The sequence below is a fragment of the Marivivens sp. ABH4_498 genome, assembly GCF_056160585.1.
The window spans coordinates 238642-253751 of sequence record NZ_JBSWXL010000001.1 but is presented as its reverse complement, the minus strand read 5'-3'; the positions used below and the strand labels follow the sequence as shown (position 1 = coordinate 253751).

14 protein-coding genes are annotated in these 15110 nt (G+C 55.9%); 9 read left to right on the top strand and 5 right to left on the bottom strand.

What is annotated here, in order from left to right:
- The first annotated feature begins 38 nt into the window (after positions 1 to 38).
- The 5 genes from gor to ACXAGA_RS01240 all read left to right on the top strand — a co-directional run bounded on the left by gor (position 39) and on the right by ACXAGA_RS01240 (position 5259).
- A complete protein-coding gene (gor, locus tag ACXAGA_RS01260; protein WP_475115708.1) occupies positions 39 to 1394 on the top strand; it encodes a glutathione-disulfide reductase in 1356 nt (451 codons plus the stop codon).
- Between the two features lie 75 nt (positions 1395 to 1469).
- A complete protein-coding gene (hflK, locus tag ACXAGA_RS01255; RefSeq protein ID WP_475115707.1) occupies positions 1470 to 2621 on the top strand; it encodes an FtsH protease activity modulator HflK in 1152 nt (383 codons plus the stop codon).
- Positions 2621 to 3490 carry a protease modulator HflC gene (gene hflC / locus ACXAGA_RS01250; RefSeq protein ID WP_475115706.1) on the top strand — a complete coding sequence of 290 codons (870 nt, stop codon included), beginning with the start codon at positions 2621 to 2623 and terminating at the stop codon, positions 3488 to 3490. Before hflK ends, hflC begins: the two co-directional genes overlap by 1 nt.
- Complete coding sequence (locus ACXAGA_RS01245; RefSeq protein ID WP_475115705.1) at positions 3491 to 3688, top strand: DUF2065 domain-containing protein; 198 nt, start codon at positions 3491 to 3493, stop codon at positions 3686 to 3688.
- 161 nt (positions 3689 to 3849) lie between these two features.
- Entirely contained in the window at positions 3850 to 5259 is a 1410-nt protein-coding gene (locus ACXAGA_RS01240; protein WP_475116208.1) for a Do family serine endopeptidase, read from the top strand.
- A gap of 45 nt (positions 5260 to 5304) precedes the next feature.
- Here the strand turns inward: ACXAGA_RS01240 and ACXAGA_RS01235 are convergent, their stop codons facing one another.
- Positions 5305 to 5838: a peptidoglycan-binding domain-containing protein gene (locus ACXAGA_RS01235; RefSeq protein WP_475115704.1), complete on the bottom strand. Its 534-nt coding sequence runs from the start codon at positions 5836 to 5838 to the stop codon at positions 5305 to 5307.
- A 147-nt stretch (positions 5839 to 5985) separates the two neighbouring features.
- Here ACXAGA_RS01235 and ACXAGA_RS01230 point away from each other — a divergent pair, with 147 nt between their 5' ends.
- Complete coding sequence (locus ACXAGA_RS01230) at positions 5986 to 6309, top strand: 2Fe-2S iron-sulfur cluster-binding protein (protein ID WP_475115703.1); 324 nt, start codon at positions 5986 to 5988, stop codon at positions 6307 to 6309.
- Positions 6309 to 7004: an FG-GAP repeat domain-containing protein gene (locus ACXAGA_RS01225; RefSeq protein WP_475115702.1), complete on the top strand. Its 696-nt coding sequence runs from the start codon at positions 6309 to 6311 to the stop codon at positions 7002 to 7004. The genes ACXAGA_RS01230 and ACXAGA_RS01225 overlap by 1 nt, the downstream gene beginning before the upstream one ends.
- Here the strand turns inward: ACXAGA_RS01225 and ACXAGA_RS01220 are convergent.
- Complete coding sequence (locus ACXAGA_RS01220; RefSeq protein ID WP_475115701.1) at positions 6990 to 7760, bottom strand: adenosylcobinamide-GDP ribazoletransferase; 771 nt, start codon at positions 7758 to 7760, stop codon at positions 6990 to 6992. The two genes, ACXAGA_RS01225 and ACXAGA_RS01220, sit on opposite strands and share 15 nt — an antisense overlap.
- 77 nt (positions 7761 to 7837) lie before the next feature.
- Between ACXAGA_RS01220 and cobT the strand changes: the two genes are divergently transcribed.
- Positions 7838 to 8854 carry a nicotinate-nucleotide--dimethylbenzimidazole phosphoribosyltransferase gene (gene cobT, locus ACXAGA_RS01215; protein WP_475115700.1) on the top strand — a complete coding sequence of 339 codons (1017 nt, stop codon included), beginning with the start codon at positions 7838 to 7840 and terminating at the stop codon, positions 8852 to 8854.
- Here cobT and ACXAGA_RS01210 read toward each other — a convergent pair.
- Positions 8851 to 10791 carry a monovalent cation:proton antiporter-2 (CPA2) family protein gene (locus tag ACXAGA_RS01210; protein ID WP_475115699.1) on the bottom strand — a complete coding sequence of 647 codons (1941 nt, stop codon included), beginning with the start codon at positions 10789 to 10791 and terminating at the stop codon, positions 8851 to 8853. The genes cobT and ACXAGA_RS01210 overlap by 4 nt on opposite strands.
- Positions 10792 to 10882: 91 nt before the next feature.
- Complete coding sequence (locus ACXAGA_RS01205) at positions 10883 to 13066, bottom strand: hypothetical protein (RefSeq protein WP_475115698.1); 2184 nt, start codon at positions 13064 to 13066, stop codon at positions 10883 to 10885.
- 206 nt (positions 13067 to 13272) lie between these two features.
- On the opposite strand from ACXAGA_RS01205, the gene ACXAGA_RS01200 reads away from it, so the two are divergent.
- The gene (locus ACXAGA_RS01200) at positions 13273 to 13989 is read left to right on the top strand and encodes an SIMPL domain-containing protein (protein ID WP_475115697.1); all 717 of its coding nucleotides are present in this window, start codon (positions 13273 to 13275) and stop codon (positions 13987 to 13989) included.
- Between the two features lie 29 nt (positions 13990 to 14018).
- Here ACXAGA_RS01200 and ACXAGA_RS01195 read toward each other — a convergent pair whose 3' ends face one another.
- Positions 14019 to 15008, bottom strand: a complete 990-nt coding sequence (locus ACXAGA_RS01195; RefSeq protein ID WP_475115696.1) for a hypothetical protein — start codon at positions 15006 to 15008, stop codon at positions 14019 to 14021.
- Positions 15009 to 15110 lie beyond the last annotated feature (102 nt).

Below are 15110 nucleotides of genomic sequence, written 5' to 3'. Positions count from 1 at the left end.
CATATTCCGCGATAAACTATTAAAACCGGAGAATTCACATGTCCTTTGACTACGATCTATTTGTAATTGGGGGCGGTTCCGGCGGCGTGCGCGCGGCGCGCGTGGCAGCGGCAACAGGTGCCAAAGTGGCGCTGGCCGAAGAATACCGCATGGGCGGCACCTGCGTGATCCGTGGCTGTGTTCCCAAAAAACTGATGGTTTTCGCATCCGAATTCCCGAATGCAGTGCAGGACGCAGCGGCTTACGGTTGGGACGTGTCGAACGGCGATTTCAACTGGACCGATTTCCGCGGAAAAATGCACGCTGAACTGGACCGACTAGAGGGCATCTATCGCCGCCTGCTGGATGGGTCCGAAGTCACTGCATACGACGCGCGCGCAACGATCAAAGACGCCCACACCGTGACATTGTCCACGGGCGAAGACATCACCGCAAAACATATTCTGGTCGCTGTTGGTGGCCGCCCAACGGTGCCTGATCTGCCGAACGCGCATCTGGGCATCACGTCGAACGATATTTTCCTACTGGATGAACTGCCCAAATCGATCCTGATTATCGGCGGCGGCTATATCGCATGTGAATTTGCGGGCATCCTGAACGGTCTGGGCGTCGAAGTGACCCAATACTATCGCGGCGAACAAATCCTGCGCGGTTTCGACGGCGAAGCGCGCGGCCTGATCGCCGATCAGATGCGCGAAAAAGGCGTCGATCTGCATTGCGGCACCAACATTGTAGAAATGGAAGAACGCGACGGTAAAATCTGGACCAAAGCGACCAACGGCACCGAACGCAGCTTTGATCAGGTCATGCTGGCCACGGGCCGCAGCCCGAACACAGACGGTTTGGGTCTGGAAAACGCTGGCGTTGAAATGGGCCGCTATGGTCAGATCATCGTTGACGAATACAACCAGACCAACATCCCATCGATCTATGCTGTGGGTGACGTGACCGACCGCGTTCAGCTGACCCCAGTCGCGATCCGCGAAGCGATGGCATTTGTGGAAACCGTGTTCAAAGGCAACCCAACGCCTGTCGATCACGACCTGATCCCATCGGCTGTGTTCACCCAACCTGAATTCGGCACCGTCGGCCTAAGCGAAGAGGACGCGCGCGAAATCGAACCGATTGAAGTGTATTCCACATCGTTCCGTCCGATGCAGACTTTGTTCGCTGGCCGCGAAGACCGCGTAATGATGAAATTGATCGTGTCCCAAGAAACCCGCAAGGTGCTGGGCTGTCATATCGTCGCGCCGCAGGCAGGCGAAATGATCCAAATGGTCGGCATCGCAGTAAAAATGGGTGCAACCAAAGAAGACTTTGATCGCGTCTGTGCCGTTCATCCAACCATGGCCGAAGAACTGGTTACGATGAAATCTCCGGTGCGGACGTCTTGAAATTATAGGCAAACTGCCCAAATCTGAACGAAAGCCTCCAGAGGAGGGGGCACAACACAGGGAAAATCACGGCGCATGGCTGGAAATAACGGAGGCCCTTGGGGCGGCGGCGGAAACAGAGGTGGCTCTGGCGGAAGCGGCAATGATGACCGCAATAATCGACCGAATAACGGCGGACCACGTCGCCCCGGGGATAACCAAATCCCCGAAATCGATGAACTGCTGAACAAAGGCCGCGAACAGTTTCGCGTGCTGATGGGTGGCGGCAATGGTGGTAATGGCGGCAATTCCGGCGGTCAGGGACCATCGTTTAACCGCAGCACCATCGGTCTGGCGGCACTGGCGGCTGTCGGTCTGTGGGCCTACGCTTCGTTCTACACGGTCAAGCCCGAAGAACAGTCCGTTGAACTGTTCCTTGGTGAATTCAGCCAGATCGGTAATCCCGGTCTGAACTTTGCGCCTTGGCCTGTGGTGACGCGCGAAATCGTGGCCGTGTCGACCGAACGTAATATCGAAATCGGTACATCCAATTCTGGCACGGACGCAGGTTTGATGCTGACCGGCGACGAAAACATCGTCGATATCGATTTCCAAGTTGTTTGGAACATCAACGACCCTCAGAAATACCTGTTCAACCTAGCCGATCCGGGTGCGACCATTGCGGCTGTGTCTGAATCGGCGATGCGCGAAATTATTGCGCAATCCGAACTGGCCCCGATCCTGAACGTCAGCCGCGAAGCGATCGCCCAGCAGTTGACCGATCTGGTTCAGACCACATTGGACAGCTATGACAGCGGCGTTGATATTATCCGTATCAACTTTGACCGCGCTGACCCGCCTGAACCCGTGATCGAAGCGTTCCGTTCGGTACAAGACGCTGAACAAGAACGCGATCGTGTCCAGTCGGTTGCGGATGCCTATGCGAACCGCGTCGTTGCCGAAGCCCGTGGTCAGGCCGAACAGATCCTGCAAGGTGCCGAAGCGTACCGCGCACAAGTGGTCAACGCTGCAAAAGGTGACGCCAGCCGTTTCACCGCAATTTTGCAAGAATATCAGGCAGCCCCTGACGTGACCCGCCGCCGTATGTATCTGGAAACCATGGAACAGGTTCTGGGCGGATCGGACATTACGATCCTACAGGGCGAAGATGCGGGCGTTGTCCCGTACCTGCCGTTGCCAGAGGTGCGCCGCACCACAACTGACACTTCGAACGGAGGAGCAAACTAATGCGTTTTTCCGCTATTGCTATCCCCGCTGTTGTTGCGCTGGGCGCGATTGGCCTGTCGTCGCTGTTTATCGTTGATGAACGCGAAAAGGCGCTGGTTCTGCAGTTCGGTCAGATCGTCCGCGTACAAGAAGAACCAGGACTGGGGTTCAAAATCCCATTCATCCAAGAGGTCGTTTCCTATGACGACCGTATCCTTAGCCGCGATATGGCCAGCCTAGAGGTGACCGCATCGGACAACCGCCGCGTTGTTGTTGATGCCTTTGCTCGTTACCGCATCATGGACGTCGAAACCTTCCGCCGTGCGGTTGGTGCTGGCGGCGAACGCGCGGCTGCGTCGCGTCTGGATTCGATCTTGCGCGCTGAAACACGTCAGGTTCTGGGTTCGGTGACATCGAACGACATTTTGTCGTCCGACCGTGCCGCGCTGATGCTGCGTATCCGTAACGGTGCCATCGACGAGGCGCGCGCCCTAGGCCTGCAAATCATCGACGTGCGTCTGAAACGGACCGACCTGCCGCCAGAAAACTTGGCCGCGACCTATGATCGTATGACCGCTGAACGCGAACGCGAAGCCGCCGACGAAATCGCCCGTGGTAACGAAGCCGCTCAGCGTATCCGCGCGACTGCGGATCGTCAGGTGACCGAACTGGTGTCGGATGCTGAACGTCAGGCGCAGATCATTCGCGGTGAGGCTGACGCCGAACGCAACAACATTCTGGCCGACGCTTATGGCGCTGATCCTGAATTCTTTGAATTCGAACGCACCATGAATGCCTATAGCCGCATGTTGGAAAATGGCCGCCCTGCGATGGTTCTATCCCCTGACGGTGAATTCCTGCGTTACCTGAATTCGGCAACGGGTGAATAAATGATCGACACCTTGCTTTATGGTCTAGGTGTCGTCTGTGTAGTAGAGGGGCTGGCCTATGTGCTGGCCCCTTCTTTCGTGAAAAAGCTGATGATGGCGTTCAGCGATATTCCCGTGACCCAACGGCGGCTGATCGGCGCCGCGGTCTTTTTGCTGGGCGTCGTTTTGATCGGCCTGACTACACAGCCCATACACTAACCTTCACAGCTGTTTGAACGCGCCCATCGAAGGGTTGTGTTCACGAAATCGCTGTCTAATGTTTACGCTACCCCTACGTCCCGCCTGAAAGAGGAGAGGCCAACGTGAAATCTGAATCTGTTGCTATTGTCCGTGATAATCGTCGCGAAACGGGAATCGTGATGGCGCTGATGTTGTCAGCGTTCATGGTAATGATGTCCGCGCTAGGCGCAGCGGCCCAAGAGCGACCGACAAGTTTTGCCGATTTGGCAGAAAAGATTAGCCCCGCGGTTGTGAATATCACCACAACCACAGTTGTATCGACGAATGCCGGCCCCCAAGGCATGGTGCCCGAAGGCAGCCCATTCGAAGATTTCTTTCGCGATTTTCAGGATCAAGGCCCGCGTGAATCGTCCGCTTTGGGGTCTGGTTTCGTCATTTCCGACGATGGTTATATCGTGACCAACAACCACGTCATCGAAGGCGCGGATGAAATCCTGATCGAATTTTTCCCAGGTGGCGGCACCCCGATGGAGGCCGAACTGGTTGGCACCGACCCGAACACCGATATTGCGCTACTAAAAGTGGACGCGACCGATCTGCCGTTCGTCAGCTTTGGCGACAGTGACACCGCCCGCGTAGGCGATTGGGTCATGGCGATGGGTAACCCGCTGGGCCAAGGTTTTTCGGTTTCCGCAGGTATCGTGTCGGCCCGTAACCGTTCGCTGTCGGGCACCTATGATGACTATATCCAAACCGACGCTGCGATTAACCGCGGTAACTCGGGCGGGCCGCTGTTCAACATGGACGGCGATGTTGTCGGCGTGAACACCGCGATCCTGTCGCCAAACGGCGGGTCGATCGGCATCGGGTTTTCGATGGCGTCCAATGTTGTAACCAAAGTTGTCGATCAGCTGCGCGAATTCGGTGAAACCCGCCGTGGTTGGCTGGGCGTGCAGATCCAAGACGTGACCCCAGATATGGTCGACGGTATCGAAGGTCTGGATGTTGCCACCGGCGCGCTGGTCAATGCCGTGCCTGATGGCCCTGCAAAAGACGCAGGCGTGATGGCTGGTGATGTGATCCTATCGTTCGACGGTGTTGAAATCGAAAACACACGCGAATTGGTTCAGATCGTGGCAGAGGCACCCGTAGGCCAAGAAGTCATTCTGGACATTCTGCGCCGTGGTGAAACCGTTGATATCACAGTGACACTGGGTCGCCGTGAAACTGCGCAGGCATCCATGCCGGGCAACGAACCCCCGATGGAGTCTGAAGCCCCAGCTGCCGAAGAAACCGAACTGTTGGGTCTGACCCTGTCGGAAATCAACAAATCGGTGATCGCGGAATATGGTCTGGCACCGAACGCGACAGGTCTGGTCGTTCTGGACGTGGCACCCCTGTCTGATGCCGATAGCAAAGGCCTGATGGCTGGCGACCTGATCACCCAAGTGAACCAACAGGACGTCAATTCGATCGCGGATTTCAGCGCGATTGTCGCAGAGGCTGAAGACGGCGGCCGCAAATCCGTGCTGGTGTTTGTGAACCGCGAAGGCGTGAACCGCTTTATGTCGCTTAGCCTTGTGGATTAATCCCGTCACACTCATGCAAAAGGGCGCCCATCGCGGCGCCCTTTTTTATTCGACGATACCCAATTGTTCGGGCGTCAGGGCAACCAGACCCAAAATACGGGCGGTTTGAATGGCCAATAGCGGGCTATCGATGTTGGTTTGCTGCTGTTGGTACAGGCGCACCGCGCTTTTCGTGTGGGCGTCCAGAACGCCCGTGATGCGGGCCTGATAATAGCCGCGTGTCGCCAATGCCCGCTGCAAGGAAGCAATAAATTCGGGCGTCATCTGATCAGGGCAAACGGTTTCGAACAATACCTCGCGCCGTTCGCGCAGGATCGTTTGGTTGGTGACCGTTTGATACGTTGCCTGTTGTATCACGGTCCCGTCCGCACCAACGATTTCAGGGCCAGTCTGCAACTGGTTGGTTTCGGTGTTGGTCAGGGCAGGGGTCACATCGCGCCCGTAGCAATTGCCATAATAATCGCGTTCGATATCTGCGGCGATGAATTCGGGCGGATTGGAATAGGGCACATCATATCCGGTCGTGCATGCCGTTAGCATCACGCCCCATAGGGTGACGGAAATGATCTGCCTGTGCATTAGGCTGCTCTGCCCATGTTGTTTTTTGTTTTCTATCGCATTTTTCTGCCTATCGCGCAAATTTTATGAAATCGTGCGAATGTAAACTGGAACGGTGGTGCCGAACCGCCTACATAAACGCAAAAGATAAACGCAAGAGGGCGGACAATGGCCAAAATCACCTATGTTGAATTCAACGGCACCGAACACACCGTAGACGTAAAACCAGGCATGACCGTCATGGAAGGCGCGCGCGACAACGGCATTCCGGGAATCGAGGCTGACTGCGGTGGCGCATGCGCCTGTTCGACCTGCCACGTCTATGTGCCTGCCGATTGGTCCGCTAAAATCCCATCGATGGAACCAATGGAAGAGGACATGCTGGATTTCGCCTATGAGGTAAAACCAGATCAGTCGCGTCTGTCCTGCCAGATCAAAGTGACCGACGATCTGGACGGCCTGACCGTGAACTTGCCAGAACGTCAGATCTAATGCGGCTTTGGCCCCTTTTGGTGGTGCTGCCTATGGCGGCATGTGCCGAACCCCAAACGTGGTTCGAGGGGCCAACCGATTATTACGGTCACGGCGCTGTCGCGGACGGGGAATACAGCACCCTTCGGTTTAAATCTGGCGTCTTTGACGAAGCGATCCGTAACACCAACGCCGTGTTCGAAGACACGCATCCGCGGCTGGTGGATATGAACGGCGATGGCGTGCTGGATGTTGTGACGGTCGTGTCCGATCATCAGAACGGCGCGAAAATCACGGTTTTTGGTTTGAACCAAAGCCGCTTTGAAACTTTTGCTTGGGGCACGCCGACTGGACGGAAAAACCGCTGGTATGCCATTGCGGGCGCCGCTGATTTTGATGGCGATGGACATATAGAGGTCGCCTATGTCGACCGCCCCCATTTGGCCAAAATCCTAAGGTTCGAAGAATTCGTGCCTGACCGCCCTTTCTGGCGCGTCTCAATCGAGGCCGAAGTGCCCGGCCTGACCAACCACCACTACGGTTCCCCCATCATCGAAGGCGGCCTGCGTGATTGCGGCCAGCCCGAAGTGGTGACCGCAGATGCGGATTGGCAGCGGATTATGATCACCGGCTATGACGGAACGGGCTATGTCACCCGCGATGCGGGGCCATATACTGGCCCCGATAGCCTGCAGGCTGCGTTAAACTGCGATTGACGCCAGAACGCCCAAAATCGTGATTTCGGCCAATTGTTGGGTTGCACCCAGAATGTCACCCGTTTGCCCGCCGATTTTGGTTTGGGCGATCCACATCGCTTTGATCGTGGTCAAGCCGACAAAGATAAAGATCGGGATGATCATCCAGCCTGTAATCAATGCTGTGATGACCAGTCCGATGGTGATCGACGCGGCGACGGCCTGACGATCTGGTTGGCCTACCGAACGCGACAAACCGCCAGCGCGTGCAAATGGCAATTTGTTCATCAGGATCGTCATCGGAACACGCGATAGGACCGCAGCCGCGATGACGGCGCACCACATCCAGCCTGCCTCGATCACTGTGGTCAGTGCCACCCAGCGCACGATCAGCGACAAACCCAATGCCAAAACACCATAGGTGCCAATGTGGCTGTCTTTCATAATCTCGAGCCGTTTTTCGCGATTCCAGCCGCCCCACAGCCCATCGGCGCTATCGGCTAGGCCGTCTTCGTGCATGGCACCTGTGATGACGATTTGCGCGGTCAACACAACAGCGGCGACCATGCCAGCCGGCAACCCGAACCATGACCAGATGGTTGCAATCACGGACACGATAATGCCGATGATCAGGCCCGCAATGGGGTAGGCCCAAACAGCCTGACGGCTGCGTTCGCCCGCACGGTCATGGTCAATCGGCAGAGGGATACGGCTAAGCAATGCCAGCGCGGTGTATACATCGTGTAATTCGTAACGTCCTTTGACGGAATTTAGCATCGCTGCGACCTTTCTGACCTTTCATTCTTTGTTATGCGGGGTATGCAAGGATAAAGAAAAACGCAATGAGGACTGAAATGACTGCGCCTTTTTCCACAAAAGATGGTTTTCGCGACCTACTTGGCGCTATGCCATCCGTAAACCAAACGGCTGTTGATGGCGCTGCGGAACGTAATGGTCAGTTGACCAAACCGCCGGGCGCATTGGGCCGATTGGAAAATCTGGCGATTTGGTACGCAGGATGGCGGGGAAATCCGCGTCCTGACCTGACCGCGCCGCAGGTGGTTATTTTTGCAGGCAACCACGGCGTTTGCGCACGCGGAGTTTCTGCGTTTCCTGCCGAAGTGACCCAGCAAATGGTGGCGAATTTCGAACACGACGGTGCAGCAATCAATCAGCTATCCAAAGCGTTCGGCGCATCTATGTCCGTCGTTCCATTGGATTTGGACACGCCCACCGCAGATTTCACCCAAGCGCCCGCAATGACGGACGATGAACTGGTTGCGGCATTGGCGGCTGGCTGGACATCCGTTGATCCTGCGGCTGACCTGTTGGTTGTGGGCGAAATGGGCATTGGCAACACGACCGCTGCGGCTGCGATTTCGGCCGCGATCTATGGCGGAGACGCCAGCAGCTGGACGGGCCGCGGCACAGGCGTCGATGAGGATGGCCTTGCGCGTAAAACCGAAGCGGTCGAATTGGCGTTGGAACGTCACGCGGACATTCTGGATGATCCTTTGGCCGTTTTGGGCGCCATGGGCGGGCGCGAATTGGCGGCGATGGCCGGTGCGATTGCCGCCGCCCGTCACCATTCGATCCCTGTCATTCTGGATGGTTTCATCTGTACAGCATCTGCTGCGGTCCTAGAGGCCGTACAGAAAGGCGCATTGGATCACTGCATCGCAGGCCACGTCAGCGCAGAAAACGCGCATATCCGCCTGCTGGTTCAGCTGGACAAAGAACCGTTGCTGAAACTGGGCCTGCGACTGGGCGAAGGATCGGGTGCAGCGCTTGCGATCGGTATCCTAAAAGGCGCGGTGGCCTGCCATTCGGGCATGTCCACCTTTGCCGAAGCAGGCGTGAGCGACGGTTAACCGTCGCCCGCTTCGCTTTTCTTCAATAGTGCGCTGTCACTTTGGCGGCGCCCTAGACCCAGATCGCCGCGTTTTTCGACCTCGCGTTGGGCGTCTTCGCGGGATGCCAAAGACAGCTCCAGATCCGAATTCAATTCGCGCGCGCGTTTCAGGTAGGCTTCGTTTTGGGCGCTGGGGACATCGGCGCGCCATAGATCTGCCAATTCTTTCATCGTGCCGCGGTCGTGATGATAGAACATGGTCTCGGCCTCGGCGGCTTCGTATTCGCTCATCCCTAGATTTTCCAAGGCATAGCGCCCCGCACGCAGCGAACTGTCGAACAGTTCGCGCACGATGTCATTCGCACCAGCGGCATAGAGTTCATACACATGTTGGCGGTCACGCGCACGGGCGACGATATGGATGTCAGGACGCAATTTGCGGGCGTATTTGACCAGCGTTGTGGCTTTGTCTTTGCCATCAACGGCGACGACCAGAACTTTGGCTTTGTCGATACCTGCGGCCTTTAACAGATCAGGGCGCGTTGGGTCGCCAAAGAACCCTTTGAACCCAAATTTGCGCATTGTTTGAACCGTTTCTAGGTTGGCATCCAACACAACCGTGCTGAACCCAGCCGATTGCACAAGCCGGTTCACGATTTGCCCGAAACGCCCGATCCCCGCGATAATAACGGTGCCGGTTTCGTCAATTTCATCAGCCGGAGTGTCATCGGATTTGCCCGATTTTTTGCGGCGGTGTTCGTAGTAAATGAACAATAGCGGCGTGATCAGCATGGACAGGGCGATGATCAGCAGCAACTTTTGTCCCAAGGCAGGGGACAAACCGCCCAAACCCAAGGCAAAAGAAATCAGCACAAACCCGAATTCACCCGCCTGACCCAAGCTAAGTGTAAATAGCCAGCGGTCATTCGCAGGCAGGCGCCACAGGCGGGCCAGCACATACAAAATACCGCATTTGACGGCGATCATCAGCAGCGTCAGCGCAATGATACGGAATGGATCGGCAAAGAACGCGGCGAAATCGAAACCTGCGCCAACAGTGATGAAAAACAGGCCCAATAGCAGGCCCTTGAACGGTTCAAGGTCGCTTTCCAATTCATGACGGAATTCGCTGTTCGCCAAAACGACGCCCGCCAAAAACGTGCCCAATGCAGGCGATAGGCCGACCATTTCCATCAGCACGGCGATAGATACGACCATCAGCAGCGCCAACGCCGTATACATTTCCCGCAGCTTGGCTTGATGGATGTAACGGAATACAGGGCGGGTCAGGAAAACGCCGACGACAATGATTGCGGCAACTGCGGCCAATGTGACCAATGTCACGCCCCAGCCGGGCAATCCGTCGACCAGCGAAAAACTGCCGTGGTGTTCTTCGATCGGGTTTAGGGAAATAGAGCCATCGGCGCTAAAGCTAATGGGGGTCACGGTCACCAACAGCGGCAGGACCGCCAGCATGGGGATCACTGCGATATCTTGGGTCAATAGAACGCTGAAAACGTTTCGACCGCCTTGGGTCTGGACCAGTCCCTTTTCGGACAAGGTTTGCAGAACGATCGCGGTCGATGACAACGCCAGGATCATACCAATCGCGATGGAATCCTGCAGCGTTTCGTTCATCATATACGACAACCACGTAATCGCCGCCATCGACAGGACAACCTGCGCACCGCCAAGCCCCAGCAATTTGTGCCGCATTTTCCACAGGGTTTTGGGCTCTAGTTCGAGGCCAATCAGGAACAGCATCATCACAACGCCGAATTCGGCAAAATGTTGGATGTCTTTGGATTCAGAACCGACAAGCCCAAAGATCGGGCCAATGACAATACCGGCCAGCAAATAGCCCAGTACCGACCCTAATCCCAATCGTGATGCCAAAGGCACCGCAATAACGGCTGCACCTAAATAAATTGTCGCCTGAAATAGAAAGCTTTCCATTGTCCCTGTCGATTCGTACGCGTTTGTTCTTATCCCCTATTAAATGGGGCTATTTGAACAAGATGCCACAGGGAAAAACGGTTTTAGCCCGTCACGGCAGGTCTAATGTAATCACCCGCCCGCGTTTCGAATAATTCAAAGACCGTTCGCTGATCGCGGTCACCTGACCTCCGTCCAGTCTGTCACCGACGCGGACGCTTTGGATGCGGCCATTGCCCAAACGGACGATCGCTGTGCGGCTAGAGCTGGTGCCCGAAACCCCGATCAGCGAAACCTGACGCATGCTGATCACGTTGCGATCTGTGGCTGCGGTGGCGACGCTGTTTGGAACAGGGCCAGTGGGTTGAACAACAGCGTTGCGCGCGGTGGGAACGGGTGTGTTGGCTTCGTCTGTGCGGGATACAACGCGGTCGAAATTGCGCGGGCGCACGGGCGGTTCGGGCGATTGCGCGACGGCTTGGGGCGTTGCGTTATCGACCGGCACACGCGGCGCAGCCGATGCAACGGCGGCTGCGATGGCGGCAACATCGGCTTGGGGGACAACGACGGGTTCTTGTACCGCGGCTGCTGCTTTTTCTTCGATCGATGCTGGGCGGACGCGCGGGCGCAAACCGGCCAGTTCATTTGCGGTAAATCCGCCCAAAGCGCCGCGTTCAATTTGTTCGGCCAGCCCTTCGGGACGTGCGGTCGGGCGCACGGATGCCAGCGCTACGCCGCTGCTGGTGGTCAACGTACTGCCGTCTGGAATGGCGTTTTCGGTGTTGGGGGCCAATCCTTCGGGACGGTTTGGCACAATCGGGGATGGGCGACCTGCATAGACAACAACGCCAGACGGCAGAACCGTGCCTTCGATGGTTGCGGCGATGAAACCACGCGCATCCCGTTGGAATTCGGTGCCGGGTGTCGGAGGCGATAATGGCGACAGGTAGGACAGATCGGGTTGCATTGCCGCCAAGGTTGGCAATGCAACCGCATCTGTCCCATGGGTCACTGGATCGATCGCGGCGATCGTGACGTTATCTGACGTTTGTGGTTGTGGAACATAGGCAAAAGCTGGTGATTTTTGCCAAACCCCTGTTGCTGCATACAGACGCTGTGCTTCGGCAGGGGACATGACTTGGCCATTGGGCAGATCGGTTGGCGGCAAAAGCGTTCCGTCTTCGGCCAGTAGGGTGTCCATGACCGGATCAAGTTCGGTCATGTCTGCGTCTTCGATAAGATCTGCCAACATCTCGTCGTCTTCGGATGGGGCATCAGTGCCGATCAAATCAACGTCCGTTACGACGATCTGGTTATCGTTTGATCCACCCCACAGGCGCGACACGTCGACATCCGTGACCGCCGCCCAAACCGCGACCGCCGCCATAAAGGCGATCAATAGCCCCATCAGGATCAGCAGCAAGAAACGAGGTTTCTTTCGATTGTCGTCTACCGCGACTTGGACCTTTGGTTCTGGCTCGGACGTTTTCGGTTCGGTTTTTGGCGGTTGTGGCGCGATGACGGGGTCGGGCGGCGTTACCGGCGCTGCAATCGTCGGCGTTGTGACCGCTGCGGGCGTATCGTTCGGCACAATCGAAGAAATGCGCGACGGAACTGCCGAAACAGTTGGCGCAATCGCAGAAAATTCGGGCAGTTTTGGCCCATCTTTTGGCGCGCTGGTTTCAAAAACGACCGCGTCATCTGCGGGTTCGGCAGGGGGCGCGGGTGGCGGCGCAAGTGGAACCGAAATTTCAGAAAAATCTATGTCAGACTGGGGCGTTTCAGGTTCTGGGTCGTTGGGCGCGATTTGCAAATCTGCAACGCCGGTCACCTCAACAGCCTGCATTTCGCGTTCTACCGAAATATTCTGCGCTTCGGCCAATTTCGAACGGCCAAAGAAAGGTTCGCCAACAAACGTGCCTTGTGATGGGATCGCAGCAAAGGATAGCGGCGAAAACCGATATTCGTTTGCGAAATCTTCGGCTTCTTGCAGGGTGTCGCGGGCGACAGCTGCGATATAGGTGCGATCATTATCGCGGCTGTAATCATAGGCCAGTTCGGCCGCGCGATAGGGCGTTGCGGCCTCTAGCGCGGCTTCGATGTCTTCGGTGCCGACCCGCGGGTCATCCAAAGTCATGTATTTGATCTGGTCGTTCGGGATCAAAAGTTTGGTCCAAATCGGGCTGCTGTCCAAAATCACGGCAGCATCTAACATTTGGTTCAATTCATTCGGTAATTCGGGATTGTCGAGCGCAGTTTCCGACACAAACAACCACCCGTTCGGCGCCCGTTTCAAAAAACGGATACCTTCGTGTGATAGTGAAAGCGCAAAATTCGATAGCATAGACCGGCACTAGCATGATTTCATTAGGCGTGGAATGTAGCGACACGTTCCACCCGCGGCTATAGCAACTTCCCGCCCATAGACAAAATGTGTTTTCGCAAACGCGCGTAAATAGGCCACAACCTGTTCAAACACATTCGATCCGAAAGGAAATTTCGATGACAGTTAATTTCATGCGGGCCGCCGCCGTTGCCATGGCGCTATGTGCCCCGTTGCCCGTATTCGCCCAAACCGTATCGCAGCCCACAATCATCGTCACCGGCGAAGCAGAGGTGACGGCCCCTGCCGACATGGCAACGGTCACAGTGGGGGTGCGCCATGATGCGCCCACGTCGGCCGATGCGATGGATGCGGCAAGCATGGGCATGCAAAATGTTTTGGCGACGTTAGAGGCCGCTGCCGTAGCCCCAGGTCATGTTCAAACGGGCCGCGTCAATCTGATCCCGCAGTATGGGCGGACGATGACGGGGCAGATCGATTACGAAAAGATCGAATCCTACACGGCAACGGTTCAGATCAGTTTTGAATCCCATGATCTGCCAGGGTTGGGTGGGCTGATTTCCGATCTGATCGCTGCGGGCGCCAATACTGTGAATGGTGTGAACTTTGGCCTGAATGATCCGGACGCGTTAACTGACGAAGCCCGCAAACTGGCCGTGGCTGATGCGCGCCACCGTGCCGAAGTCTACGCGCAAGCTGCGGGGCGTGACGTTGGGGCCGTTTTGATGATTAGCGAAACGGCAGGGGGGGGATATCAGCCCATGTTCGCAATGGCCGAAGCCCGAGTTGGCGGGCCTGAAATGGATGTGCCTTTGGCGCCGGGGTCTATTTCGGTGCATGCATCGATAACGATGCATTTTGCCATCGCCGAATAATAAAAGGGCCCGCAAATTGCGGGCCTTTTTTATCGCATCCAAAAACCGTTGGATTTGATTTTGTTTCTGATCTGACGTTCACGGCGGGGCAGGTCATTTTGATCAAACAAATCGCGCACTTTTTGACCTCGGCCCTGATAGACCATGCGTTTGATCGGGTCGTATTGTTTCAGGACTTTTTTCACCTTGTTCGGCGCAGAGACGGTTTCCAGCGCGTTTACAACCAGATCGGATTCACGGGCGTATAGCATCGGGAATAGGCGATAATGGCAGGTCACATCGCCATCCAGCCCGTCCAATTCGGGGCCCGGACGCCCACCGCCAAAGGAATGAATAACCAAAGGCAAAACGATTTGATCCAGCCAAGGATCAATGGATTGCACAACCATTTCTTCAGGACGGTCATCGCGCACCTGAACAGCCCAGTCGGTGAAACGCTGTCCGAATTCTGCGGGGTCTTTGTAGAAAAACCAACCAGCGTTGAAATACAGATATCGCTGCCAGTATTCGTCGGGTTTGCTTAGGTCCAAACTGGTTTCGAATTCCAACCCGAATTTGTCATACAGAGATTTCCAAATCGCCGTATAGCCGGGCCAGTACAGCTCTTCTTCGGGCCAAGTGCCTTCGCGGCGCATCGATGCGGCGGGTTTGTCGAAATCAAACGGAACCTGTGTGATGTCGCCCGTTATCAACGTGTCCGTGTCAAAAAAGACAAAAGGTTCACCAGCGGGCAGGGCGCTGATCGCTTCGATTTTATTGCCGTAGGGGTAATAGGCCCCGAAATGACGGTTTTCAAAAGGCAAAATCGTTGCGCCCAGTTCTGTCAGCGCCTCTTTTACGGGGGCGGACATTCGGGGATCGTTCGGCCAACGATCATTTGGTTGGGGTTCCGCGACAAATAATGTGCCGCTGAATTTCGGCGAATAATGCCGTAGCGACGCGGCAAACAAAACAGCCTCGTATCCGAGCCGTCCTGATTGGCCGATAATCAAAATGTTAAATTTTTTCTTTTTGCTCATGGCGTTATGTTTGCTGCCTGCACGAAATATATGTGCAGACTATAACAGCGTCACGCGCAGACAAAACCCATAGGGTGACAGATAGCGGAATTTCGCAAAACG